At 54.4% G+C, this 25,089-nt stretch carries 19 protein-coding genes and 1 tRNA gene; 15 read left to right on the forward strand and 5 right to left on the reverse strand.

The window, feature by feature from the left end; all coding sequences use genetic code 11:
* Nucleotides 1-219 precede the first annotated feature (219 nt).
* The 7 genes from FC18_RS00370 to FC18_RS00395 all read left to right on the forward strand — a co-directional run bounded on the left by FC18_RS00370 (nt 220) and on the right by FC18_RS00395 (nt 10,249).
* Nucleotides 220-2,832 (forward strand): SpaA isopeptide-forming pilin-related protein, encoded by a 2,613-nt coding sequence (locus FC18_RS00370; protein WP_156660846.1) that lies wholly within the window; start codon nt 220-222, stop codon nt 2,830-2,832.
* Nucleotides 2,829-3,461 carry a pilin N-terminal domain-containing protein gene (locus FC18_RS00375; RefSeq protein WP_054676687.1) on the forward strand — a complete coding sequence of 211 codons (633 nt, stop codon included), beginning with the start codon at nt 2,829-2,831 and terminating at the stop codon, nt 3,459-3,461. The genes FC18_RS00370 and FC18_RS00375 overlap by 4 nt, the downstream gene beginning before the upstream one ends.
* Nucleotides 3,445-3,579, forward strand: coding sequence for a hypothetical protein (locus FC18_RS12355; protein WP_263849225.1), 135 nt, complete (start codon nt 3,445-3,447; stop codon nt 3,577-3,579). The genes FC18_RS00375 and FC18_RS12355 overlap by 17 nt, the downstream gene beginning before the upstream one ends.
* Nucleotides 3,576-4,445: a SpaA isopeptide-forming pilin-related protein gene (locus tag FC18_RS00380; protein ID WP_056975274.1), complete on the forward strand. Its 870-nt coding sequence runs from the start codon at nt 3,576-3,578 to the stop codon at nt 4,443-4,445. The genes FC18_RS12355 and FC18_RS00380 overlap by 4 nt, the downstream gene beginning before the upstream one ends.
* Before the next feature lie 252 nt (nt 4,446-4,697).
* Entirely contained in the window at nt 4,698-6,698 is a 2,001-nt protein-coding gene (gene uvrB, locus FC18_RS00385; protein WP_056975275.1) for an excinuclease ABC subunit UvrB, read from the forward strand.
* A 66-nt stretch (nt 6,699-6,764) separates the two neighbouring features.
* Entirely contained in the window at nt 6,765-9,605 is a 2,841-nt protein-coding gene (uvrA, locus tag FC18_RS00390) for an excinuclease ABC subunit UvrA (RefSeq protein WP_056975276.1), read from the forward strand.
* Nucleotides 9,606-9,709: 104 nt separating this feature from the next.
* Entirely contained in the window at nt 9,710-10,249 is a 540-nt protein-coding gene (locus tag FC18_RS00395; protein WP_054676678.1) for an HdeD family acid-resistance protein, read from the forward strand.
* A 56-nt stretch (nt 10,250-10,305) separates the two neighbouring features.
* Here the strand turns inward: FC18_RS00395 and FC18_RS00400 are convergent, their stop codons facing one another.
* Nucleotides 10,306-10,785: a ComE operon protein 2 gene (locus tag FC18_RS00400; protein WP_054676675.1), complete on the reverse strand. Its 480-nt coding sequence runs from the start codon at nt 10,783-10,785 to the stop codon at nt 10,306-10,308.
* A 196-nt stretch (nt 10,786-10,981) separates the two neighbouring features.
* On the opposite strand from FC18_RS00400, the gene rapZ reads away from it, so the two are divergent.
* From rapZ to whiA, 3 genes are read left to right on the forward strand one after another with little or no spacing between them, the layout of a single operon-like run.
* The gene (rapZ, locus tag FC18_RS00405) at nt 10,982-11,875 is read left to right on the forward strand and encodes an RNase adapter RapZ (protein ID WP_054676673.1); all 894 of its coding nucleotides are present in this window, start codon (nt 10,982-10,984) and stop codon (nt 11,873-11,875) included.
* Nucleotides 11,872-12,900, forward strand: coding sequence for a gluconeogenesis factor YvcK family protein (locus FC18_RS00410; protein WP_056975277.1), 1,029 nt, complete (start codon nt 11,872-11,874; stop codon nt 12,898-12,900). The genes rapZ and FC18_RS00410 overlap by 4 nt, the downstream gene beginning before the upstream one ends.
* 4 nt (nt 12,901-12,904) lie before the next feature.
* Complete coding sequence (whiA, locus tag FC18_RS00415) at nt 12,905-13,849, forward strand: DNA-binding protein WhiA (RefSeq protein ID WP_054676670.1); 945 nt, start codon at nt 12,905-12,907, stop codon at nt 13,847-13,849.
* Nucleotides 13,850-13,909: 60 nt separating this feature from the next.
* Here whiA and clpP read toward each other — a convergent pair whose 3' ends face one another.
* Together clpP and FC18_RS00425 are read right to left on the reverse strand one after the other, a co-directional pair.
* Complete coding sequence (clpP, locus tag FC18_RS00420) at nt 13,910-14,494, reverse strand: ATP-dependent Clp endopeptidase proteolytic subunit ClpP (RefSeq protein ID WP_054676668.1); 585 nt, start codon at nt 14,492-14,494, stop codon at nt 13,910-13,912.
* Nucleotides 14,495-14,739: 245 nt separating this feature from the next.
* A tRNA-Arg gene (locus tag FC18_RS00425) sits at nt 14,740-14,811 on the reverse strand.
* A gap of 543 nt (nt 14,812-15,354) precedes the next feature.
* On the opposite strand from FC18_RS00425, the gene FC18_RS00430 reads away from it, so the two are divergent.
* The 5 genes from FC18_RS00430 to eno all read left to right on the forward strand — a co-directional run bounded on the left by FC18_RS00430 (nt 15,355) and on the right by eno (nt 21,255).
* Nucleotides 15,355-16,392, forward strand: coding sequence for a sugar-binding transcriptional regulator (locus FC18_RS00430; protein ID WP_054676666.1), 1,038 nt, complete (start codon nt 15,355-15,357; stop codon nt 16,390-16,392).
* 38 nt (nt 16,393-16,430) lie between these two features.
* On the forward strand, nt 16,431-17,456 hold the full coding sequence (gap, locus tag FC18_RS00435; RefSeq protein WP_054676661.1) for a type I glyceraldehyde-3-phosphate dehydrogenase: 1,026 nt from the start codon (nt 16,431-16,433) through the stop codon (nt 17,454-17,456).
* 172 nt (nt 17,457-17,628) lie between these two features.
* The gene (locus tag FC18_RS00440; protein WP_054676658.1) at nt 17,629-18,819 is read left to right on the forward strand and encodes a phosphoglycerate kinase; all 1,191 of its coding nucleotides are present in this window, start codon (nt 17,629-17,631) and stop codon (nt 18,817-18,819) included.
* 180 nt (nt 18,820-18,999) lie between these two features.
* Nucleotides 19,000-19,755 (forward strand): triose-phosphate isomerase, encoded by a 756-nt coding sequence (gene tpiA / locus FC18_RS00445; RefSeq protein ID WP_056975278.1) that lies wholly within the window; start codon nt 19,000-19,002, stop codon nt 19,753-19,755.
* Between the two features lie 192 nt (nt 19,756-19,947).
* Nucleotides 19,948-21,255, forward strand: coding sequence for a phosphopyruvate hydratase (gene eno / locus FC18_RS00450; protein WP_054676655.1), 1,308 nt, complete (start codon nt 19,948-19,950; stop codon nt 21,253-21,255).
* 203 nt (nt 21,256-21,458) lie between these two features.
* Here the strand turns inward: eno and FC18_RS00455 are convergent, their stop codons facing one another.
* Together FC18_RS00455 and nrdE are read right to left on the reverse strand one after the other, a co-directional pair.
* On the reverse strand, nt 21,459-22,643 hold the full coding sequence (locus tag FC18_RS00455) for an SAM-dependent methyltransferase (RefSeq protein ID WP_054676652.1): 1,185 nt from the start codon (nt 22,641-22,643) through the stop codon (nt 21,459-21,461).
* A gap of 222 nt (nt 22,644-22,865) precedes the next feature.
* Nucleotides 22,866-25,037 carry a class 1b ribonucleoside-diphosphate reductase subunit alpha gene (gene nrdE, locus FC18_RS00460; RefSeq protein ID WP_054676649.1) on the reverse strand — a complete coding sequence of 724 codons (2,172 nt, stop codon included), beginning with the start codon at nt 25,035-25,037 and terminating at the stop codon, nt 22,866-22,868.
* Nucleotides 25,038-25,089 lie beyond the last annotated feature (52 nt).

Here is a 25,089-nt window from a genome sequence, read left to right on the forward strand (position 1 = left end):
CGCAGGCCGTGTTTTTTTGTGCGTTCAAACTAGCAATTTCATTGAGCCATTGACCCAGTTTATGCATATTAATGTCGGGAAGAACGTGCGTAAAGCCCGTGATACCGGCATTTATACGTTGTCTAGCTAGTTAACGTTGTGCACTGCCGGGGTGTTGAAAGATGTTAATCTAGCTGCGATATCAAAAACACGTGTTATCGAGGGCAAGGGGGCATTACTGTGCATAAGTGGCGGCGCGGATTGATGGTGTTAATGCTGGTCGCAACGGTCAGCATTTTTTGTGCGGCCGGGGCCCGGACACTCAGCGCGACAAATAGCGCGCCGACCTACACGACCGATGCGAAGGGCACGTACCCCGCGGCGAGTTGGCAAATTCCGCACCAGGACACGGTGATTAATGCGCAGGGCGACGATGGACAGCGGCCTGATGGGGTGACGAGTTGGGCGGGCGATCCGGATGACCGCACGCATTCCTACCGGCAGTTCGGGAATTCGACTCAGGGGGCTTATGCGGTGCGCAAATTTGCCCGTGAGACCAAGACCCCGGGGCGGTATGACGTCTACCTGAACGTACGCGGAGGCACAACCACGACCACGACCATTGAGCCGCTGGACATCGTCTTTGTCATCGACGTGTCGGGAAGCATGGAAGAAATAAAGCCCGGCACGCAGCTGCAACACATTAACAGCGCTTATCGGGGCCAGAATGGCGATTATTGGTGGCGAGATGCTGATGATGATGACGTGATGTACCGCGACAGCAACAATCAGCGGGTCAGCATGGAGGCCTTTATTAATGCAGACAAAACGGTGCTGATGCGCAACAAAGCTGATCACAACGAATTTTTTACCCGGAAAAAAGTTTTTCTGGGGTACCACTATTATTCAACGGCCAATCCCGGCTTTGTGGCTGACACCAGCGGATACTGGGATTGGCAAACCAAGGCCCAGGCTATGCGGGTCGGCCTGCATGAATTTATGACCCAATTGAATACATTGAATGCGGAGCAAAAAGCAGCCCTCCACGTTGGCGCCGTTACCTTCTCCGAACCGACCTACGCGACCAACGGTAAATCGGTGGCGTTAGGAGCGGTCTCGAACGCGCAAACGGCGGCCATCGATAATTTGGTGAACATGGATTTTTCCGGCGCGACTTTCACCCAGTCGGGGATGCTGGACGGCGAGCAGATGCTGAATGGCGGCCGGCCAGCTGCCCGCAAGATGATGATTGTGCTCTCCGACGGCGTGCCGACGTACAGCTACCACGTGACTGGGGCGCAAATGGCGAGCGGGCGCATCTTCGGCACCGACTTTAACTATCGCGCTGTGGAAGGGTTGGCCAACACCGCAGCCTTTTCCGGCCGCACCCACCCGCACGCGCATAATTTGCCGGAACGGGCCAACGAGTACAACGTGAACGGGCTGACCATTGCCAGCACCTGGCCGGCGACGCTCGGGACGGCGCGCACAATCCAGGGCAATGTGGATGTGCGGGCACTCGGGATTCAGTTGCAGCCCGACCCGATGGCGGATATGTCAGTGGATGATGTGGCGGCCAGATTTAGACTCGTTGCGAGCACGGACGCAAACGGGAAGCGGGAGTTTGAACGCGCGGAGAGTCCGGCAGACATCACCGCGTACCTCTTGGAGCAGGCTAAATTGGTGGAGCAAGAACTGACTGCCGACGTGATTGTTGATGGTCAGGTGCACGACCCGCTGGGAACCCAATTCAAAATGGTGAGCGACCAGTGCGACGTGACCACGTACGGTGGGGCGCAGGATCCACGCGTTCAGCTGGGTGCCGCCGGCCTCACGGTTACCGGGATTAATCTCGGTGCGGGGCAGGAGGTGCGCCTGCATTACCAGGTGCAACTGCAAACGCAGACCCCAGATTTCAAGACGAATTACTGGTACCAGTTGAACGGGCCAACCACGCTCACGCCTGTGGGTGCGGACCCGGATACATCCGTGAACTTCGGCGTGCCATCAGCGCGGGCGCCGGCGCGAGAACTGGAAATCGATAAGCATTGGCAGGTGCCGCAGAACGCCGAGTTGCCGGCCAGCCTGCTATTTACCGTGCAGCGACGCACCAAGGCCAGCGTTGATCCAGACTGGGTGGGCCAAGTGACCCTCACCAACCAGGATGCCGAGGACGATGATTATTGGGAACACGAATACTTTGCGGCGACTGGGACGGATGGCGCGGCGCTGGCCATGCCCGCCTATGATGACAATGGTCAAAAACTACGGTATTTCGTCACGGCGGAACAAGCGCCCGGTTATGCCGTTGACATCGACAACGACATTGACTGGCTAACCAGCGAAGACGACGAAGCGGCGGTGACCAACACCCAGTACGCGGTCACGGTGCGCAAGTACGCGACGGGGCACCGGGAATTGCTCAGCGGCGCGCAGTTTACTTTGCGCCACCTCGATAATTGGCAGGATACGGGCACGCCCGTTAAGTTGAACGCGGCGGTTGTTCCCGGGAAGTACAGCATCACGGAAACGGTGGCGCCACCCGGGTACGCGGTCGATAAAACGCCGCATTATTTCCGGCTCACGGCTGCTGGTCAGTGGCAAACCCGCACGGGCACGCCCATCAGCGATGGCATCCAGCAGAAAGGTAATGGCTACGCAAGCGGTTTTGCACTCACTTCACCGACGAACCTGGTGCTCGTGGTGAACGATGAGCCGGCACCGGCGGCGGTCATGCCACACACGGGGGGCCCGGGGAATCCGTGGTGGGCGCCGCTGGTCGTGTTTGTGCTCGGCGGGTTTGCCGTGCTGGTCATGCTGCAGGTTAAGCATGCAGGGAGGTGGCGCGAATGAAGGCCAAGCTAGCCTGGATTTTTGGGATCGTACTCGCCTTTGTGGCCGTGCGGGCGGGACCGGTGGCTGCGGCCGCCACGCAGACGGCCATTCAGATTGATTGCGTGGCAGCGGACGGGCAAACGTTTGGGGCGTATGACGTGACCGCCCAGTTTTGGCGGACCAATCCCCACGGCAGCGCACTAAATTCGCGGATGCAGCAGGTGGCACGGCTCAGGCTAACGGGTCAAGCCCCCGTGGCCGTGCGCACTGTACGTGCTGGTCGGGCGGAGTTTTTGCTGCCCACACACAGGGCGGGTGCAAACGCGGTGTATCTGGTGCGCACATTGGACGCGCAAAATGTCCAGCCAGTGGTGGTGGTTTTGCCGGTCGTGCGGGCCGGACGGGTACGGAGCCAATTGACTGTGTACCCCAAGGCCGGTGCGCCCGGCCCGCCGTTGCCGGATACCGCGGGCAGCCCGCCAGAACATCCGTCGCTGCCGAACACGTTTGGCGGTAATTTGCCCCAAACTGATGGCCAGTGGCACCGGTGGTTATTGATTTTAGGCGTGATAATTGGGGCCCTCGCGCTAATGGTTGGCGTGCGGGTTCGAATCCAAAGAGAGGTAGATAATGATGATGATGAATAAGATTGGCCGGCGACTGACCGCGACGGCCGCAATCGTGGTGGCGGCGCTGGGACTCGGCGCAGCACACGCGGCAAACGCACCGGCAGCGGCGGCTGAAGCGGTGCCGTATACGACGTGACGGATCAGTACTGGTCGGAAATGGCCAAGGATGACATTAACAAGACTAATATCGGGGATGTTGGCACTGACAGTAGTAAGACGGACGCCAAGAATTTTGACGTGTCTAAACTCACTCCGGTTGCCACGATGACGACGGGTGAAAATGACAATGCAAACCTACCCACCAAGAGCACAGGCGTTCGCGGCGCTGTTTACCTGTTCCGCGAGTCGGTGACGCCTAAGGGCTACAACCCTTCCGCCGACTTCCTGCTCGGCCTGCCATATGCTGCCGGCGATGGTACGTACCCGGCAAACCTGTACGTTTACCCTAAGGATGCCATTAAGAACCACTACTTCTTGAAGTTCAAGAAGGTGGACAAGTACAACACCACTACAGCTCTGGCCGGTGCGGAATTTGAAATCACCCGCACCGTCGGGGATACCACATTGTACGCGGTGGTTGATGGGAAGACCGCGATTAAGGGCTTTGAACCTGAGTCCCAGAAGATTACCTGGGTGGCGGACCAGAACTCAGCCACCAAGTTCACTTCCGACGAAAATGGGGCATTTGGGGTGACTGGCGAACCAGAAAGCCACATAGATGGTGTCTTCAGCGGCCTCAGCACCGACGCGACGTACGGTTTGGTTGAAACCAAGGCGCCAAAAGGCTACACGACCGCCTTCAATTATGTTGGCGGCAAGGTCCAAGTCGGCACTTCTGAAGACCCCGAAGCCGACAGCGCGGAGAACCTCATCGGCGATAAGCCCGAGAACGTGCTGCCCCACACCGGTGGCCGCGGCATCATCATGATGGTGGTTGCCGGGATTTTGCTCGTCACCATCGGCATGATTGCCTACGCAAAGCGGCGCAATGCGAACGCTTGATGAGCATGAATTTGGCAAGTGAATTGGTGTTCACGCCGCCGTTCATTTCAGCGGACAGGCCGTCAATTTTGACCATAAATTATTCAATATTCAGGACGAGATACGTGGCGAAAGTTTGTTCGCTATGTTAGACTTGGCATACGAAGGGTAGCACCAAGATTGTTGCGGGCTGCCCAGCCGCGTCCTAAACCAGAAGGCGGATTGTGCGTGAGCATTATCCGCTTTTTAGTTGCGGAAGATTGGAGGAATATCATGGACGATACACGTGAACAGCGCAAGTTTGAACTGGTGTCACCGTACAAGCCAGCGGGGGATCAGCCCCAGGCCATCAAGCAGTTGACTGAGGGCTTTGAAGAAGGCAAGAAGGCCCAGATTCTACTCGGGGCAACGGGGACCGGGAAAACTTTCACCATGAGTAACGTCATCGCGAACCTGAACCGGCCCACGCTGATTTTGTCCCACAACAAGACCCTGGCCGGCCAGCTCTACGGTGAATTCAAGCAGTTCTTCCCGCACAACGCCGTCGAATATTTCGTTTCGTACTATGATTACTACCAACCAGAAGCGTACGTGCCTAGTTCCGATACGTACATCGAAAAGGACTCGTCCATTAACGACGAAATCGACCAGTTGCGCCACTCCGCCACCAGTTCCCTGCTCACCCGCAGCGACACGATTGTGGTGGCGTCGGTGTCCAGTATCTTCGGGTTAGGGGACCCTAAGGAATACTTCGACCACCTGATTTCGCTGCACGTGGGGCAAGAAATCGACCGTAACACGCTGCTGCGGAAGTTGGTGGACATTCAGTACGACCGCAACGACATTGACTTCCAGCGTGGGCGGTTCCGCGTGCGTGGGGATGTCGTCGAGATTTTCCCCGCCAGCAAGGACGACCACGCGATTCGGGTGGAATTCTTCGGCGATGAGATTGACCGGATTACCGAAGTGGACGCGCTGACCGGAGAAATCATCGGGACACGGGAACACGTCGCAATCTTCCCGGCGACGCACTTCATGACCAACGATGACGCGATGGACAAGGCGATTGCCAGCATCAGCGCCGAACTCAACCAGCAGCTGGCCAAGTTGCGCGGTGAGAACAAATTGCTGGAGGCCCAACGTCTGGAGCAGCGCACGAACTACGACATCGAGATGCTGCGGGAAATGGGCTTTACGAGTGGGATTGAAAACTACTCGCGGCACATGGATGGCCGCAAGCCGGGCGAACCACCATACACGTTGCTAGATTTCTTCCCCAAGGATTTCCTGATTATGGTCGATGAAAGCCACGTGACGATGCCGCAAGTGCGGGCAATGTACAACGGTGACCGGGCCCGGAAGCAAACCCTGATTGATTACGGGTTCCGCCTGCCAAGTGCGCTGGATAACCGGCCGCTCAAGATTGGCGAGTTCGAGGAGCGCGTGAACCAGATTCTGTACGTTTCCGCCACGCCGGGGCCGTACGAAGAAGAGCGCGTACCCAAAGAGGACGTGGCCGAACAGATTATTCGGCCGACCGGGCTGCTGGATCCGCAGATTGAAGTGCGGCCGATTATGGGCCAGATTGATGATCTGGTCTCCGAAATCAACAAGCGGGTTGAAAGGCACGAGCGGGTCTTCGTGACCACGCTGACCAAGAAGATGGCCGAGGACCTGACCGATTACATGAAGGACTTGGGCATCAAGGTGAAGTACCTGCACTCCGACATCAAGACCCTGGAGCGGACGCAAATCATCCGTGATTTGCGCCTGGGCAAGTTCGACGTGCTCATCGGGATCAACCTGCTACGTGAAGGGATTGACGTGCCTGAAGTTTCCTTGATTGCGATTCTGGACGCCGACAAGGAAGGATTCCTGCGCGCTGAACGGTCACTGATTCAGACCATTGGCCGCGCCAGCCGGAACGAGCACGGGCGGGTCATCATGTACGCGGACAAGATTACCGACTCCATGCGCGGTGCGATTGACGAGACCAAGCGGCGCCGGCAAATTCAGGAGCAGTTTAACGAAGACCACGGCATCACGCCGAAGACCATCGTCAAGCCGATTCGCGATAATATTTCCGCGGTCAAGAGCGATGGCAACGCTGATGATGACAAGTCCTTTGCTGAAGTTGACCTGGCCGATATGTCCAAGGAAGAAAAACAGGAGCTCATCAGCAACCTGCGCGAACAGATGCGGGCCGCGGCCAAGAAGCTGGACTTCGAGCAGGCGGCAAGTTTGCGGGACACGATTCTGGAATTGGAAAAGTAGTCCTGGTGTGAAGACAGAGAACCCGGCCGCGTTTGCTGCCGGGCGGTGAATGATGTAGAGGTAAATATGGCAGCAGATAAAATTGAAATTCACGGCGCACGCAGCCACAACTTAAAGAATATCGACGTAACGATTCCGCGCGACAAACTGGTCGTGGTGACCGGTTTGTCCGGCTCCGGGAAGAGTTCCTTGGCGTTTGACACCCTGTACGCTGAAGGCCAGCGGCGGTACGTGGAGAGTCTGTCCGCGTACGCACGGCAGTTCCTCGGGCAAATGGACAAACCGGATGTCGATTCGATTGACGGCCTGTCACCCGCGATTTCCATTGACCAGAAGACAACGTCGAAGAACCCGCGTAGTACCGTGGGGACGGTTACCGAAATCAACGACTACCTGCGGCTGCTCTGGGCGCGCGTGGGGACGCCAATTTGTCCAAATGACGGGACCAAGATTGAGAGCCAGTCGGTTGAACAGATGGTCAACCACGTGCTGGAGCTGCCAGAGCGTACCCGGATTCAAATTATGAGTCCGGTGGTGCGGCATCGCAAAGGGGGACACAAGAAGGTCTTCGCCAAGATTCAGCGTGAAGGGTACGTCCGTATGCGCGTGGATGGCGAAATCGTGGACGTGAACCCCGACTTTGAGGTGGACCGCAAGAAGTTCCACGATATCGACATCGTCATTGACCGGATTGTGGTCAAGCCAGATGTGCGGTCCCGGCTCTTTGACTCGTTCGAAGCGGCCCTGCGTTTGTCCGACGGGTACGCCGTGGTGGACGTCATCGGTGGCGAACCGCTCGTCTTTTCGGAACACTACGCCTGCCCCCTGTGCGGTTTCTCCGTGGGTGCGCTTGAACCCCGGCTCTTTAGTTTCAACGCGCCGTTTGGGGCCTGCCCCGAATGTGATGGGTTGGGCCAGAAGCTGAACGTCGACGTCGACCTGGTCGTGCCTGACGACAGTTTAACCCTTACCCAGGGCGCCATTGCCCCCTGGAATCCGATTAGTTCCCAGTACTATCCTGAATTGCTGCGGCAGGCCTGCGAACACTTCGGCATCCCCATGGACGTGCCGTTTACGGATTTGACCCAGCCCCAGAAGGACTTTGTGCTGCACGGCAGTAACGGCAAGACGTTCCACTTCCACTACGAGAATGACTTCGGTGGGGTGCGCGATGTCGACGTTGAATTCGAAGGGGTCATGGCCAACATCGACCGGCGTTACCACGAAACCAGCAGTGATTTCACCCGCAACCAGATGCGCCTGTACATGACCGCGCTGAAGTGTCCCGCATGTGGCGGGAAGCGCCTGAACCGGGCGGCTTTGGCGGTGAAAGTTGGTGGTCTGGATATTGCCGAAGCCAGCGACCTCGCCATCAAGGACGAACTGCCATTCTTCCAGCGGATTGAACTGGGCGAACAGAACCGCGTTGTGGCGCAGCCGATTGTCAAGGAAGTGGTTGACCGCTTGACGTTCCTGATCAACGTGGGGCTGGACTACCTGACGCTTTCCCGCAGTGCCGGCACCCTGTCCGGTGGGGAAGCTCAGCGGATTCGCCTCGCCACGCAGATTGGCTCGAACCTGTCTGGGGTGTTGTACGTCCTGGACGAACCGTCTATCGGACTGCACCAACGCGATAATGCCCGTTTGATTGACTCACTGAAGAAGATGCGCGACTTGGGCAACACGCTCGTAGTCGTTGAACACGACGAGGACACGATGCTCGCCGCGGACTACCTGATTGACATTGGTCCCGGCGCCGGCGCGAACGGGGGCCACGTGATGGCTGCCGGTACGCCGAAGCAGGTGATGAAGAGTCGCAAGTCACTGACCGGGCAGTATTTGTCCGGGAAGAAATTCATCAAGGTGCCGCACGTGCGGCGGCCGGGGAACGGCGGGGTCATTACGGTTACCGGGGCTACGGAGCACAACCTGAAGAACATTACCGCGAAGTTCCCGCTGGGCAAGTTGGTGGCCGTTACCGGTGTGTCCGGCTCCGGGAAATCAACGCTGGTGAACTCCATCTTGAAGCGGGCCCTGAAGCAGAAGCTGAACCGGAATTCCAACAAACCGGGCGCCTACAAGAAGATTAGTGGCTACGAGAAGCTGGAGAAGGTCATCGACATCGACCAGTCGCCAATTGGCCGTACGCCGCGGAGTAACCCGGCAACGTACACCAGCGTCTTCGACGACATTCGCGGCCTGTTCGCGCAGACCACGGAGGCGAAGCTGCGCGGTTACAGCAAGGGCCGGTTTAGCTTCAACGTCAAGGGTGGCCGCTGTGAGAACTGTAAGGGCGACGGGATTATTAAGATTGAAATGAACTTCCTGCCTGACGTTTACGTGCCGTGTGAAGTTTGTCACGGGCGGCGCTATAACTCCGAAACTCTGGAAGTGACCTACAAGGGCAAGAACATTTCTGAAGTGCTCGATATGACCGTCAGTGAAGCCGTGAAGTTCTTCGCCCCAATTCCAAAGATTGCGCGCAAACTGCAAACTATCGTTGACGTTGGTCTCGGCTACGTCAGCATGGGGCAGTCCGCCACCACGCTGTCCGGTGGGGAAGCCCAGCGGATGAAGCTGGCCAGTGAACTGCAGAAGAAGAGCACCGGCAAGAACTTCTACATCCTGGACGAACCAACGACCGGTTTGCACACGGATGATATTAACCGCCTGCTGGATGTGTTGCAGCGGCTCGTCGACGAAGGAAACACCGTGCTGGTGATTGAACACAATCTGGACGTCATCAAGTGCGCCGACTGGGTCATTGACTTGGGCCCTGAAGGCGGGGATGGCGGTGGCCAGATCATTGCGACCGGCACGCCGGAACAAGTTGCCGCGGTGCAGGACAGCTACACGGGGCAATACCTGGGCGCAATTCTCAGACGCGACAAGGCGCGCGAGGTGTAGGATTACGCGCACACGCTTTCATGGTACAATCTATGTAGGAATTAAGTTGGTGCGTGCGCCAACTGCGGAACTAGATAGATATTGGTGAAGAAAGCAGGGGTATTATGTTCAGTACACGTGATCGGTGGGGTTTTGACTGGCGTGAATTAATCACTGGGGTGTTGTTTGTCATCGCGGGGATATTCATGTTCATGCACCCGCAAGTTGGCTTGGTAACGATGGCACTGCTCTTTGCGGTGGTGGCCATTATCCGCGGGATTACGGTGCTCGCTGCCTTTAGCAAGATGCGGCAGTACTTGCCCCGGCTATCGTGGATCTATGCATTGTCTGGGGTCCTGGACCTGATTCTGGGGGTCCTGTTCCTGTTTAACGTACCGGCTGGAATTGTGGGGATTACCATCCTCTTTGCGGTGTGGTTCCTCATCGATGCCATCGGGAACTTATTGACTTCTAGCCACCTGCGCCGGATGGGCACTGGCTGGTTCGTTCTGTCCCTTATCTTGGACATTGCGACGATTCTGGTTGCCATCTTGCTGATTATGCAGCCAGTGGTTGCGGCAATCTCCTTCGCCACCATCGTTGCCATCTACCTGATTCTGTTCGGGATTAACTCCATCATCATTTCCATTGCGCGTGGACGCTAAGCAGTTAGTGAAGTGCGCAAAAAGGGCCAGGAAATTTTTCCTGGCCCTTTTGCTGTCTATTCGGGAATGTAATCACTGAGGTGGGCGCGCTCCAGTGCCTCTTGAGTCAACTTAATCTGGGTGACGCCAACCTGCTTGAGCTTGATTAATTGCACGGCGTACTCGTCGTTGTGGTAATTGCGCAGGTAGTAAATGTGGCGAATGCCGGCTTGCAGCAGCATCTTGGTGCACTGCAGGCAGGGGAAATCGGTGACGTACACGCTGGCGCCGTCCATGGAGACACCGAACTTAGCGCACTGCAGCACCGCGTTCATTTCGGCGTGAATCGTGCGGACACAGTGGCCATCCCGCAGCAAGCAGCCCGAATCGATACAGTGCTCATCGCCGGAGACCGCGCCGTTGTAGCCGCCCGCAATGATGCGCTTGTCGCGGACAATCGCGGCGCCAACGGAGAGGCGGGCGCAGGTGCTGCGGGAAGCCAGCAGGATTGCCTGAATCATGAAGTATTCGTCCCAATCTAATCGTTTATCTGCCATATGTGGTCACTCCCGGAATGTTTTGCTTTATTATACACCAGATATAGTGGTTACTGGTGGAATGAACGTCAAGTTAGCTTGCACGTGGCAGATTTGGGGTGCGTTGCGGGTTAATCAGGGGGGCCACTATTAAAGACACGCCCGGAATGTTACAATGTAAATAGGATTGATTGCATCACTAACTGGAGGCCACGGAATGACAGAAGCAGATAACAAGATTGAATTAGTGATTATTTCCGGAATGTCCGGAGCGGGGAAGACCGTTGCCATGCAGGCCTTTGAGGACTTGGGCTATTTTTGTATCGATAACATGCCGCCAGCACTGATTCCGAAGTTCTGGGAGCTGCTGGAGAATTCAGGCAAGATCAAGAAGGTCGCGCTGGTTGTGGACATGCGCAGTCGGGCCTTTTACGACCAAATTGTTGATGTGCTGCACGAAATGGAGAACACTGAATCGGTTCACGCCCGGATTATTTTCCTTGACGCCACGGATACCGAACTGGTTTCGCGCTATAAGGAAACACGGCGGTCCCACCCGCTCGCCATGGAAGGGCGGCTCATGGATGGCATCAACAAGGAACGCGAACTGCTCAAGCCATTGCGCAACCACGCGGCGGTAATCATCGACACGAGCAACCTCAGCCCGCGTGAGTTGCGGGAAGAGCTGTTTGCCAGCTTCAAGAACGAGAAGAAGCCGGTATTCCACATCGAAGTGATGAGTTTCGGGTTCAAATACGGTTTGCCAATCGACGCGGATATCGTGATGGACGTGCGCTTCTTGCCGAACCCATACTACATTCCGGAACTGAAGGAGAAGAACGGCGAGGACAAGGCCGTCTACGATTACGTGATGGGCAACCCCATGGCCGAGAACTTCTACCAGCAATACAGCAAGATGCTGCACGACATCATGCCGGCGTACATCAAGGAAGGCAAAACGAGCCTGACGATTGCGATTGGTTGTACTGGGGGCCAGCACCGGAGCGTGGCCTTCGCGCGGCGCATCGGCAACAGCTTTAAGAACGAATATCCTGTGGACGTGACGCACCGTGATGCCCACAAGCGAAAGGAAACGGTGAACCGCTCATGACCGCAGACCACAAAATAATTCGGGTTATTCGGGGACGCCGGCCCAAAGTCGTTGTGATTGGCGGGGGGACGGGCCTGCCCGTCATCGTCAAAGCCCTGCACAACCAAAACGCCGACGTCACCGCCGTCGTGACTGTTGCCGACGACGGGGGCTCCAGTGGCGCCCTGCGCAACTACATTAACGTTGTGCCGCCTGGTGATATTCGGAACGTCATGGTGGCGCTGTCCGACATGCCCGCATTGCAGCGAGAAGTGTTTCAGTACCGTTTTGCCAGCACCGACTCGTTCTTTGCTGGCCACGCCATTGGCAATCTGATCATCGCGGCGCTGTCCGAGATGCAAGGCGGGATTTTCAGCGCCATCCAGCAGCTCAGCGCGATGATGCAGGTCGACGGGCACGTATACCCTGCCTGCAACACGCCGCTAACCCTGAATGCCGAATTCAGTGATGGTTCGACGCTGGCGGGGGAAGCTGAAATCACTGCCGCAGGGAAGATGATTAAGCGCGTCTGGGTGACCCGCAGTGATAATGGGGGACAGCCGGCCGCCGAGCAGGAAGTGATTGACGCAATCATGGACGCCGACGTGGTGGTTATGGGCCCCGGGAGTTTATTCACCAGCATTTTGCCCAACCTGATGATTAAGAACGTGGGCGATGCCGTGCTCAAAACCAAGGCGGAAGTCATCTACATCGTCAACATCATGACGCAAAAGGGCGAAACGGATAACTTCACCGATGCCGACCACGTGCGCGTGTTGCACAACCACCTGCACCAGGACTTCGTGGACACCGTGCTCGTCAACATCGAGCACGTACCTGTTGGGTATCTGGATACGCAGAAGTATACCGAAATCTCCACCAGGCCCGTCCGCAGTGACTACGCCGGGTTGCGCAAGATGGGGTGCCGGGTGATTTCCTCCGACTTCCTCGAATTACGCGGCGGTGGGGTTTTCCACGACGGGAACAAGGTCGCGGACGAAATCATGAATTTAGCCTTCCAAGCCAACTTAAAGAATAAGAGGTGACACAATGGCGAGTTTTGCCAGTCAGGTCAAAAAAGAACTGACCCAACTAGAGGTCCATCCGGAACACGCGAAGGCGGAACTATCCGCGCTGATTCGCATGAACGGGACATTAACCATCGTGAACCACCAGCTGGGCCTAGACGTCCAGACGGAAAATCCGGCAATTGCGCGGCGCCTGTACGCACTGATTCGGCAGTTGTACAAGCAGGAAGCCAACCTCATTGTGCGCCGGAAAATGAAACTGAAGAAGAACAACCAGTACGTGGTGCGTCTCAGCCACGACGTGAAGCCGATGCTCCAGGACCTCTCGATTCTTGATCCGCTGGGCCTGAGCATTAACACCGCGGTGGCCGATAGCGTGCTGAACGAACCGCAGCGGATGCGGTCGTACCTGCGCGGTGCGTTTTTGGCGGGCGGGTCGGTGAATAATCCCGAAACCAGTCGCTACCACCTAGAAATCTACTCCCTTTATGCTGACCACAATGAAGGCATTATGCAGATGATGAACCACTTCGACCTGAACGCCCGCACCGTGGCGCGCCGCAGTGGCAACATTGTTTACTTGAAGGAAGCCGAAAAAATTGCGGATTTCCTGAACGTCATCGGCGCGACGAACGCCATGCTGAAGTTCGAAGATGTGCGGATTATGCGCGACATGCGCAATTCGGTCAACCGGCTCGTGAACTGCGAGACGGCGAACATGTCGAAGACGGTCAACGCCGCCCAGAAGCAGATTGACAACATCAAGTTCATCCAGGCCCACGGCGGTTTGGATCAGCTGCCGGTTCGCCTCGCCGAGATGGCGCAAGTGCGCGTTGACCACCCAGAAGTATCGTTGACGGAGCTGGGGACGCTGGTTCCTGGTGGCCCGATTTCCAAATCTGGGGTTAACCACCGGCTCCGCAAGCTGAACGAGCTAGCGGAGTCCATGCGCGCGAACTTAGCTTAAGGTAGTCAAAAAAGCCCGTGCCCACTAATTGAAGTGGACACGGGCTTTATTTTGCAGAATTTACTTCTTGTTGCCGGTCAGAATATCGTCAATGAGGCCATATTCCTTAGCTTCGTCAGCGGAAAGGTAGTGGTCACGTTCTGTGTCCGCCTTAACCTTCTCGATTGGCTGACCAGATGCATCAGCGAGCATCTTGGTGAGCTTCTCCCGCGCCTTCAGAATCTGCTGGGCAGCGATTTCGATTTCGGTTTGCTGGCCCTGAGCGCCGCCAAGTGGCTGGTGGATGAGGACTTCTGAGTTAGGCAGGGCAAAACGCTTGCCCTTGGTCCCGCATGCGAGCAGCACACTGGCCATGGAAGCAGCCATGCCGACCGCAATCGTCTGGACGTCGGACTTGATGAGGTTCATCGTGTCGAGGATTGCGAGCCCGGAAGTAATCACACCACCTGGGGAGTTAATGTACAGGTAAATGTCTTTGTCTGAGTCTTGCGCGTCCAGGAAGAGGAGCTGCGCAATAATTGTGTTGGCCATCTGGTCGTTGATCTCGCCGGACAGCATGATGATGCGGTCCTTGAGCAGGCGGGAGTAGATATCGTAGGCGCGTTCGCCGCGGCTAGTCTGTTCAATAACTGTAGGTACTAACATGGGATACCTCCTAAATAATAGAGAATTAGCGGGTACGTTTGGCACTCGTTTTATTACAGTGCTAACATTACACCAAACGTCAAACTAGGTCAAATGATTTGCAATGTTTTTTGCGTACAAATCAGCGCTTTGCCTGAGTATAAGCCATCTGGATTCAGGCTGACAACTAATGCGGGACACAAAGGCTGAGGTGTCGGCGGGGAAAACAAAAAACGCCACTGCCGAATGACAGTGACGCTAGACGATGCGCAGCCCGGGAGTCGAACCCGGATTTCGAGAACCGGAATCTCACGTGCGATCCATTACACTAACCGCGCAAAGTACTTAACTATAATATCTGGTATGTGGCAAAATTGCAAGTGTTTTACGCAAAGCTACGGGTGGTTTTAGTGCGGCCAGGGGGCATATATAGAATAGACTGAGCGTTGACAGTGTGCGTAAATCGTGCAGCCGGCCCGTTTTGTCCGGTATTGCGGCGAAACCGGCGCAACTTTTGGCTTGCCGGACATGAATTTTAGTTATAGAACGTTTTCATAATGACGGTTAGGGGCTTTCATTAAATAGTAATTAGATACAATCCGAATGTATGACCGAACGGATTGCCCAATCAAGGGGTTATATGTGCGTAAAATGCGAACGAAAAAACAAGTTGTTGCAAAAATGCTTCCATAATCCGAATTTTCTGCCTGAAAATTGTGACGTTTTGCCTCCACGCCTTGCATTCGCTTCCCGGGGGTTGTTATAATAAGAACCGTTGGTAAGGAGGACGGCTTGCACCGGTAATCCAAAATTTTTTTACAGTTGATGGGTCGCTTTAAGGACCTGTTGGCCGCCAAACGTCCCACAAAGAAGGAAGAGTTATGCAATCTGATTTTGCCTGGATTGAGGCCATCGCGCCAGACATGCTGGCCGTGGCCACAAAACGCTATCAGATTCTTCAATATGTGGGGTGGATGGAGCCGGTTGGGCGCCGCGCACTTGCTGACCAGATGCACACAACTGAACGCATGTTACGCACCGAAGTTGATTTTATGCGACGCCAAGGACTCCTAGAGAGTTCCCGCAGCGGCATGGTTTTAACCGCTAAGGGCCGTGATGTGTTTGCCAGCATGGATGACTTCATGAATCAGGTGCTCGGAATTCGTTCCGACGAGAAGGCACTGGCGAAACGCTTGGGGATTGAACATTGCCTCATCGTTTCGGGGGATGCTGATCAAAGCAGCCGGGTTCTGGATGACATGGGCAAGAATCTTGCCAGAATGATGCAATTATTGCTGCCAACCGGGCGGCAAACAATCGCGGTCATGGGTGGGACGACATTGGCCCGGGCAGCACGGCAGTTCAGTTTCCAGCTCTCGACCGGGCGCGATTTGGTGTTTGTGCCAGCTCGCGGTGGGGTCGGCGAGACAGTTGACATTCAGGCAAACTCCGTGGCTGCGGCAATGGCGCAGTCAACGGGGGGCACTTACAAGGTGCTTTACATTCCCGAAAATGTCAGCGAAGAAACCTACCAACCACTATTAAAGGAACCAAGTGTTAAGGAAGTATTGGAACTGATTGACAATAGTTCCGTAGTGATTCATAGTGTAGGAGAAGCATTGGTAATGGCCCGGCGGCGGAACATGCCGACCGACATCCAGAAAATGCTTCGTGAGCACCATGCGGTCGCAGAAACATTCGGCACGTTTTTCGATGCCGATGGCCAGGTGGTGTACAAGATTCCGAAAATCGGTTTGAGGATTAGGGATCTTGATAATATTCCGTTCGTCTTTGCAATTGCCGGCGGCCGTAGTAAGGCCAAAGCAATTGAGGCGTACATGCAACACGCACCCAAGCAGACGTGGTTAATCACCGATGCGGGTGCGGCAAACTCGATTTTAACCGGGGGAACCCGTTAAAATAAAACTTCTCATTTCCTAAAGGAGGAAATTTTAACATGACTGTTAAGATTGGTATCAACGGTTTCGGCCGTATTGGCCGTTTGGCTTTCCGTCGTATCCACGAACTTGGTGCAAAGTCCAGTGACATCGAAGTTGTCGCTATCAACGACTTGACCACCCCAGCAATGCTGGCACACCTTCTCAAGTACGACTCAACCCACGGTACTTTTGATGGCGAAATCAGCGCAACCGACAACTCCATCATTGTTGATGGTAAGGAATACCCTGTTTACGCTGAAGCAGACGCAAACAACATTCCTTGGGTTAAGAACGACGGTGTTGACTACGTTCTCGAATGCACCGGCTTCTACACCTCTGAAGAGAAGGCACAGGCTCACATCAACGCTGGTGCTAAGCGTGTTCTGATCTCTGCCCCAGCCGGCAAGATCAAGACCATCGTTTACAACGTTAACCACGAAAGCCTTACCTCCGACGACCGTATCGTCTCCGCTGGTTCTTGCACGACCAACTGTCTTGCACCAATGGCATACTTCCTGAACAAGGCCTTCGGTATCGAAGTTGGTACCATGACCACGGTTCACGCTTACACTGGTACCCAGAAGCTTCTGGATGCACCTGTTCGCGGTGGTAACAAGCGTGCTGCACGTTCTGCTGCTTACAACACCATTCCTCACACGACTGGTGCTGCTAAGGCTATCGGTCTGGTTATCCCAGAACTCCTTGGCAAGCTTCAGGGCCACGCACAGCGTGTTGCTGTTCCTGATGGTTCCCTTACAGAACTCGTTTCCATCCTCAGCAAGAAGGTTACTGCTGACGAAGTTAACGAAACTCTTCGCAAGGCTACTGAAGGCAACGAATCCTTCGGTTACAACGCTGACGAAGTCGTTTCTGGCGACATCGTAGGTACAACTTACGGTTCAATCTTCGACCCTACTCAGACCGAAGTTACAACCGCAGGCGACTACCAGCTTGTTAAGACCGTTGCTTGGTACGACAACGAATACGGCTTCACTTGCCAGATGGTTCGTACCCTGCTTGCATTCGCAAAGCTTGCTGACTAATTTATTAGTCGCTATCTAGCGAATAATAGTTACACCGCACTGCCGAAAAGGGGAGGGAGGTTACTCCCTACCCCTTTTTGTATGTTTTCAGACATGCTGCCCACCACGTGCGGGCAACGCGTCCAATCTTTTACACACGCATTTACGCGTGCAAAATTAGGAGGAAATATTCGTGGCAAAACTTATCGTTTCTGACCTCGATGTTAAGGGCAAAAAGGTCCTTATCCGTGTCGACTTCAATGTTCCTATCAAGGATGGCGTTATTGGTAACGACAACCGTGTTGTAGCTGCTCTGCCTACCATCAAGTACGTAATCGAACACGGTGGTAAGGCAATCCTGCTTTCTCACCTTGGCCGTATTAAGACTGAAGAAGACAAGGCTAAGCTGAGTCTTCGTCCAGTTGCAGAACACCTTTCCGAACTTCTCGGCAAGCCTGTTACCTTCGTTCCTGCTACTCGCGGTAAGGAACTCGAAGATGCTATCGGCAACATGAACGATGGTGACGTCCTCGTTATGGAAAACACTCGTTTCGAAGACCTCGACGGCAAGAAGGAATCCGGCAACAACCCAGAACTGGGCAAGTACTGGGCAAGCCTTGGCGACCTGTTCGTCAACGATGCTTTCGGTACCGCACACCGTTCCCACGCTTCCAACGTCGGTATTGCTTCCAACATGAAGCAGACCGCTGCTGGTTTCTTGATGGAAAAGGAAATCAAGTTCTTGGGTGACGCCGTTGAAAACCCACAGCACCCATTCGTAGCTATCTTGGGTGGTGCTAAGGTTTCTGACAAGATCGGTGTGATCAAGAACCTCATTCCTAAGGCTGACAAGATCATCGTCGGTGGTGGTATGACCTACACGTTCTACGAAGCTAAGGGTCTTTCCATTGGTAACTCCCTTGTTGAAGCAGACAAGGTTGACCTTGCTAAGGAAATCATCGCTGAAGCAGGCGACAAGCTCGTTCTGCCTATCGACAACGTTGTAGCAACCGAATTCAACAACGACGCTCCACACAAGACCGTCGAAGGTGACATTCCTGATGGCTACATGGCTCTTGATATCGGTGAAAAGTCCGTTGAACTCTTCAAGGAAACTCTGAAGGGTGCAAAGACTGTTGTTTGGAACGGCCCAATGGGTGTGTTCGAAATGAGCAACTTTGCTAAGGGTACTCTCGAAGTTGGTACCGCACTTGGTGACCTCAAGGATGCTACCACAATCATCGGTGGTGGGGACTCCACTGCTGCAGCCGTAGAACTTGGCCTTGCAGACAAGATTACCCACATCTCCACTGGTGGTGGTGCAAGTCTTGAATACCTTGAAGGTAAGGAATTGCCTGGTATCGCTGCTATTACCAACAAGTAATAACGCGTAACAAGTGATTACTGCTCGAACTAACAATTGATCTGGCAGTTTGCCGGATGCTAAGCACGGAAGGACGCTTGTGTGCTTAGCTGTTAGTTCGAAGCGTAATTGCGCCGCGGCTAATCCCGCAACCATAATTCCCGCCTAGACGGGATAATTTCGAAAGGAAGAAAGCATATTATGCGTACCCCAATTATTGCCGGTAACTGGAAGCTCAACAAGAACCCCCAGGAAACTCAGGCTTTCGTAGATGCAATCAAGGGCAAGCTGCCTAAGAGCACCGACGTTGAAACTGTTATTGCTGCACCAGCTATTGACCTGAACGCTTTGACCTGGTTCGCCAAGGACGAAGAACTCAAGGTTGCTGCTGAAAACTGCTACTTCGAAGACGAAGGTGCCTTCACTGGTGAAACCAGTCCTAAGGCCCTCTCCGAAATGGGCGTTGACTACGTTGTTATTGGTCACTCCGAACGTCGTGAATACTTCCACGAAACGAACGAAGACATCAACAAGAAGGCTAAGGCCATCTTCCGTAACAACATGCTGCCAATCATCTGCTGTGGTGAAACGCTTGAACAGCGCGAAGCCGGCGACGCAGAAAGCTGGGTAGCTGGTCAGATTAAGGCTGCTCTTGACGGCCTTACTGCTGAACAGGTTTCCAAGTCTGTTCTGGCTTACGAACCAATCTGGGCTATCGGTACCGGCAAGACCGCTACTGCTGACCAGGCACAGGAAATGTGCGCACACATCCGTAAGACGGTTGCTTCCCTGTACAACGAAGAAACCGCTGCGAACGTTCGCATTCAGTACGGTGGTTCCGTCAAGCCTGCTAACGTTAAGGAACTCATGAGCAAGGAAGACATCGATGGCGGTCTCGTCGGCGGTGCATCCCTTGTTCCAGAAAGCTTCCTTGCACTGGCAAACTACAAGAACTAATTATCTAACTGATTTAGGCAGCAAGCTGCTGCTGAATTTCGTTTAATTTAGTCCTAAAAAACCGGATAAAGCGGTATCACCGCAACATAACAATATGCTTAAGCGCGCTTATTTGTTAAAATATGTTGTGGGGTAGAACGCTTTGTCCACCCAACAAAGCCGTAAAGGCAAAATAAAGGAGAAAATCACACAATGTCTATCATTACTGATGTCTTTGCTCGTGAAGTCCTCGACTCTCGTGGCAACCCAACTGTTGAAGTTGAAATGTACACCGAAGATGGCGGTTTCGGCCGCGCACTTGTTCCTTCAGGTGCTTCTACCGGTGAACACGAAGCCGTAGAACTCCGTGACGGCGACAAGAGCCGTTTCGGTGGCAAGGGTGTGCTCAAGGCCGTTGCTAACGTTAACGAAAAGATTTCCAAGGCTGTTATCGGTCTTGACGTTACCGACCAGCGCCTCATCGACGCAACCATGATTGAACTCGACGGTACCCCTAACAAGGGCAAGCTTGGTGCTAACGCTATTCTTGGTGTTTCCCTGGCTGCTGCACGTGCCGCTGCTGACGAACTTGGCCTGCCACTTTACGAATACCTTGGCGGCCCTAATGGTCACGTTCTTCCTACACCTATGATGAACGTTATCAACGGTGGTGCTCACTCCACCAACACGATTGACTTCCAGGAATTCATGATTATGCCTATCGGGGCTAAGAGTGTCCACGAAGCAATCCGGATGGGTTCCGAAACCTTCCACGCACTTCAGGCTCTCCTGAAGGAAAAGGGCGACATCACCTCTGTTGGTGATGAAGGTGGTTTCGCACCTAACCTTAAGGACAACGAAGAAGCATTCGAAATCCTTGTTGAAGCTATCAAGAAGGCCGGCTACAAGCCTGGTGAAGACGTTGCTCTTGCCTTTGACGTTGCTTCTTCCGAACTTTGGGACACCGAGAAGAATGGTTACGTTCTTCGTTGGAGCAACCCAGACAAGGTTTACAACACGGACGAATTCATCGACCTGATTGCAAGCTTCGTTGACAAGTACCCAATCGTTTCCATCGAAGACCCTATCGACGAAAACAACTGGGAAGACTGGCAGAAGATCACCGCTAAGCTCGGTGACAAGGTTCAGCTCGTTGGTGATGACCTGTTCGTAACGAACACCGACTACCTGCAGAAGGGTATCGACATGGGCGTTTCTAACTCCATCCTGATCAAGCTTAACCAGATCGGTACACTTACCGAAACCTTCGAAGCTATCGAAATGGCTAAGGAAGCTGGCTTCACCGCCGTTGTTTCCCACCGTTCCGGTGAAACTGAAGACACCACGATTGCTGACCTCGTTGTTGCTACAAACGCGGGCCAGATCAAGACTGGTTCCATGAGCCGTACTGACCGTATCGCTAAGTACAACCAGCTCATGCGGATTGAAGACCAGCTTGGTACTGCTGCACAGTACAAGGGTCGCAAGTCCTTCTACAACATCAAGAAATTCAATTTCTAATTTAGCTGCATAGCTAAGTCAAAACGGCGCCCCACAGGCATTCTGTGGAGCGCCGTTTTTGTGTTTAGCGACATTATTTTGCGCGTAATCCGATGTAGAAGTTGAACTTCTACAACATCAAGAAGCTTAAAATCGCTGTGGCTATCCAATTGTGATTAAAAAAACCTCGAACCGTGGTCACGGTCCGAGGTCAAAAGCCACATTTACTTGTACATGTATTCACGTGTCATTGGCAATGTCTTGCCGGAAGCACCCTTGTTGAGCAGGTACTGAATGACGTCAATGTTGCCGGATTCGAATGAAGCGGCACATGCCTGCAGGTACAAGTCCCACATGCGGGTGAACTCTTCGCCCATCATGTCCTGCACCTGGTCCCGGACGGCGTTGAAGTTGTCGTCCCACATCTCGGTGGTGCGCTGGTAGTGGCGGCGCAGGGGTTCGAGGTCGTTCACCTGGAGGCCAGCGTCAATGATGTGGCCGAGGTTCTCGGTCAAACCAGGGACGTAACCACCGGGGAAGATGTACTTGGTGAGCCAGGCGTTCGTGGCGCCACCTTGCTGCCGCGTAATCCCGTGAATCAGGGCCGTCCCGTCATTCTTCATGAAGCGGGCAACATCCTTGAAGTACAGGCCGAGGTTCTCTTCACCAACGTGTTCGAACATGCCAACTGAGGTCACGTAATCGAAAGGTTCGTGCTTCAGTTCGCGGTAGTCACACAGGAAGATTTCTGCTTGGTCTTCCAGGTGTTCTTCCTTGATCTTGTTCTGGACGAAATCGAATTGTTCCTGGGACAAGGTGATGCCGGCAACGTGCAAGTTGTATTCCTTGGCTGCCGTCAGCATGAGTGTGCCCCAACCGCAACCGATGTCGAGCAGGGTGCGTCCTGGCTGGGGGTCCAGCTTCCGCAAAATGTGGTGTACCTTGTGCATCTGCGCCTTGGCCAGGGTGTCGTCATCGTGCTCAAAGTAGGCACAGGAATACGTCATCGTTGGGTCGAGCCAGAGGCGGTAGAAGTCATTGCCGACGTCGTAGTGCTTCTGGATATCCTTCTTGCTGGCGCGCTCACTGTGGGATTGCTTGGGGATAATCCGCATGAGCTTGCTATTGCGCATGAATGAATCTGCGCTTTCGTAGGCGGCCGTGAGTAACTTCTGCAATGGCCGGCCAGCACCCTCAACTTCAATGTCGCCTTGTTGGTAAGCTTCACCGAGTGCGAGGGACGCGTTCTTGGTTAATTCTTTAACCGGAATTGCCTTCTTGAAAGTGATGGTGGCGTCAACTTTGCCGTCGCCATAGGTTTCAGTCGTACCGTCCCAATAGTTCACGGTTACGGTGATGTCCTTGAAGGAACTAGCGAACATCTTTGCGTACAGTGTTTTCTCGAGCATAATGAACCTCCATCGTTAGTATCATATCCAGTCTACAACTGAAATTATTTTCATGTAAGCACTACTTGCGTAAATGCCGTCAATATCGACCAATTGTCCTATGTTGGCCGACAAATCAGGGTTTGTGTTGCAAAAACTGAGACCAATTTTCTGAATATTTGACAAAAACGGGTGCCGGCCGCAGCAGTTACGCTTTGGCCGGCACCCGTTAGCAGCAGGAGCCTAGATGGAGCAGCTTTCGCACGCATTGGCGCCGATTTCGTCTTCGGAATCAGTGAACGTGCGGATGTAGTAAATCGATTTGACGCCCTTGTGGTGGGCATAGTTGCGCAGGATGTTCAAATCCCGGGTCGTCATCTTGTTGGTCCGCCCCGCCTTCCACGGATAGAGGCCTTCGGGGATGGTACTGCGCATGAACAGGGTCATGGCCATGCCCTGGTCGATGTGTTCTTGCGCGGCCGCGTAGACGTCGATCACCTTGCGCATGTCGGTATCATAGGCACTCTGGTAGTAGGGCAGAGTGTCATTGGCCAGGCCGCTAGCAGGGTAGTAAATCGTGCCAATCTTCTTTTCTTGGCGGTCCTCGATGCGGTTAACAATCGGGTGCAGGGAAGAGCTGGTGTCGTTAATGTAGCTGATCGACCCGTTTGGTGCTACAGCCAGGCGGTTCTGGTGGTAGAGACCGTCGCGCATGACGTCGGCGCGTAGTTGCGCCCAGTCGGCCTGGGTTGGCACCTTAATCCCAGCAAACTGCTGCTTAACGGTTGCGGACTTTGGCCCCCAGTCCTTGGTTGTGTACTTATCGAAGTACGAGCCATCTGCGTACTTGCTGCTGGCGAAATTGTGGAAAGATTCGCCGCGTTCTTTTGCAATCCGGTTGGAGGCCTTCAGGGTGTAGTAGTTGAGGCACATGAAGTACACGCTGGTGAAGTCCAGGGATTCGGGACTGCCGTAGTGCATGTGTTGCTTAGCAAAGTAGGTGTGCAGTCCCATGCCGCCGAGGCCAATTGAGTGGGCCAAGTTGTTACCGTGCTGGACGGATGGGACCACGTCGATATCGGAATGGTCGGTAACGTAGGTGAGGGCACGCACCATGGCGTCCACGCTCTTGCCGAAGTCGGGGCTGTGCATCAGGTTCGGGATGTTGGTTGAGCCTAAGTTACACGACACATCGGTCCCCAAAACATCGTATTCCTGCCGGTTATTCAGCTTGCTTGGTGTCTGCACCTGCAGGATTTCAGAGCAGAGGTTGCTCATGATGATTTTGCCAGCGATGGGGTTAGCATTATTGACGGTGTCGATGTTCAGGATGTACGGGTAGCCCGATTCCTGCTGCAGCTTGCTGATTTCGTTTTCCAGGTCGCGGGCGCGAATCTTGGTTTTACGAATGTCGGGGTCGGCCACCAGGTTGTCGTATTCCTTGGTGATGTCGATGTAGGAAAATGGTTTGCCATATTTACGCTCCACACTGTAGGGCGAGAAGAGGTACATGTCGGCGTCTTCCCGGACGAGCTCGTAGTACTTGTCGGGGACAATCACGCCGAGGCTCAGTGTCTTCAAGCGGTATTTTTCATCCGCATTTTCCTTCTTGGCCCCCAGGAACGCGATGATGTCGGGGTGGAAGACGTTCAGGTACACCACGCCGGCCCCTTGACGCTGGCCGAGCTGGTTGGAGTAGGAGAACGAGTCTTCAAGGAGCTTCATGACGGGCAGCACGCCACTGGCCGCACCCTCGATGCCCTTGATGGGGGCGCCGCCTTCACGCAGGTTGGAGAGGGTCAGGCCGACGCCACCGCCAATGCGGGACAGTTCGAGGGCGGAGTTGATGGCCCGGCCGATGCTGTTCATGTCATCGGTGACTTGCAGCAGGAAACACGATACTAATTCACCGCGGCGGGCTCGGCCGGCGTTCAGGAAGGACGGCGTTGCGGGCTGGTAGCGCTGGTGAATCATTTCGTCGGCCAGCTGCATGGCCAGCTGCTCGTTGCCGTCAGCGAAGAATAGGGCGTTCGCGAAGACCCGGTCCTTGAAACTTTCAAGGTACTGCTCGCCGTCGTCAGTTTTCAGCGCGTACTGGGCGTGGAACTTGTAGGCCGCCATGAAGCTTTGGAAGTGGAAGTCCTGGGCCACCAGGTAGTCGTCCAGTTGCTGCTTGAACGCATCCGTGTACTTGGCCAAAAACGCCGCCTCGTAGTAATTGTGCGCCACTAGCCAGTCGAGCCGCTCCTTGAGGGAAGCAAACCGCAGCGTGTTGGGTTCGACGTTCTCCTTGAAGAATGCGGCCAGAGCTTCCTTGTCCTTGTTCAGCGGAATCTGGCCGTCCACGGGGATGTTGATTTCGTTGTTGAGCTTGTAATAAGTGACGCTTTCCGGATCGATGTCTTTAAGTCCCATGATTTCCTCCAGTTACAATAATTGGCGCTGACAGGTGATCAGCGCCAAGTTG

Origin of the sequence: Lacticaseibacillus sharpeae JCM 1186 = DSM 20505 (assembly GCF_001436225.1) — a bacterium.
Taxonomy (GTDB): domain Bacteria; phylum Bacillota; class Bacilli; order Lactobacillales; family Lactobacillaceae; genus Lacticaseibacillus; species Lacticaseibacillus sharpeae.

Coding starts and splice junctions, on each gene's coding strand:
- clpP (WP_054676668.1), bottom strand. CDS start 14,494: ATGTTAGTACCTACAGTTATTGAACAGACTAGCCGCGGCGAACGCGCC.
- uvrB (WP_056975275.1), top strand. CDS start 4,698: ATGGACGATACACGTGAACAGCGCAAGTTTGAACTGGTGTCACCGTAC.
- FC18_RS00395 (WP_054676678.1), top strand. CDS start 9,710: ATGTTCAGTACACGTGATCGGTGGGGTTTTGACTGGCGTGAATTAATC.
- whiA (WP_054676670.1), top strand. CDS start 12,905: ATGGCGAGTTTTGCCAGTCAGGTCAAAAAAGAACTGACCCAACTAGAG.
- FC18_RS00455 (WP_054676652.1), bottom strand. CDS start 22,643: ATGCTCGAGAAAACACTGTACGCAAAGATGTTCGCTAGTTCCTTCAAG.
- nrdE (WP_054676649.1), bottom strand. CDS start 25,037: ATGGGACTTAAAGACATCGATCCGGAAAGCGTCACTTATTACAAGCTC.
- uvrA (WP_056975276.1), top strand. CDS start 6,765: ATGGCAGCAGATAAAATTGAAATTCACGGCGCACGCAGCCACAACTTA.
- FC18_RS00410 (WP_056975277.1), top strand. CDS start 11,872: ATGACCGCAGACCACAAAATAATTCGGGTTATTCGGGGACGCCGGCCC.
- eno (WP_054676655.1), top strand. CDS start 19,948: ATGTCTATCATTACTGATGTCTTTGCTCGTGAAGTCCTCGACTCTCGT.
- tpiA (WP_056975278.1), top strand. CDS start 19,000: ATGCGTACCCCAATTATTGCCGGTAACTGGAAGCTCAACAAGAACCCC.
- FC18_RS00375 (WP_054676687.1), top strand. CDS start 2,829: ATGAAGGCCAAGCTAGCCTGGATTTTTGGGATCGTACTCGCCTTTGTG.
- gap (WP_054676661.1), top strand. CDS start 16,431: ATGACTGTTAAGATTGGTATCAACGGTTTCGGCCGTATTGGCCGTTTG.
- FC18_RS00400 (WP_054676675.1), bottom strand. CDS start 10,785: ATGGCAGATAAACGATTAGATTGGGACGAATACTTCATGATTCAGGCA.
- rapZ (WP_054676673.1), top strand. CDS start 10,982: ATGACAGAAGCAGATAACAAGATTGAATTAGTGATTATTTCCGGAATG.
- FC18_RS00430 (WP_054676666.1), top strand. CDS start 15,355: ATGCAATCTGATTTTGCCTGGATTGAGGCCATCGCGCCAGACATGCTG.
- FC18_RS12355 (WP_263849225.1), top strand. CDS start 3,445: ATGATGATGATGAATAAGATTGGCCGGCGACTGACCGCGACGGCCGCA.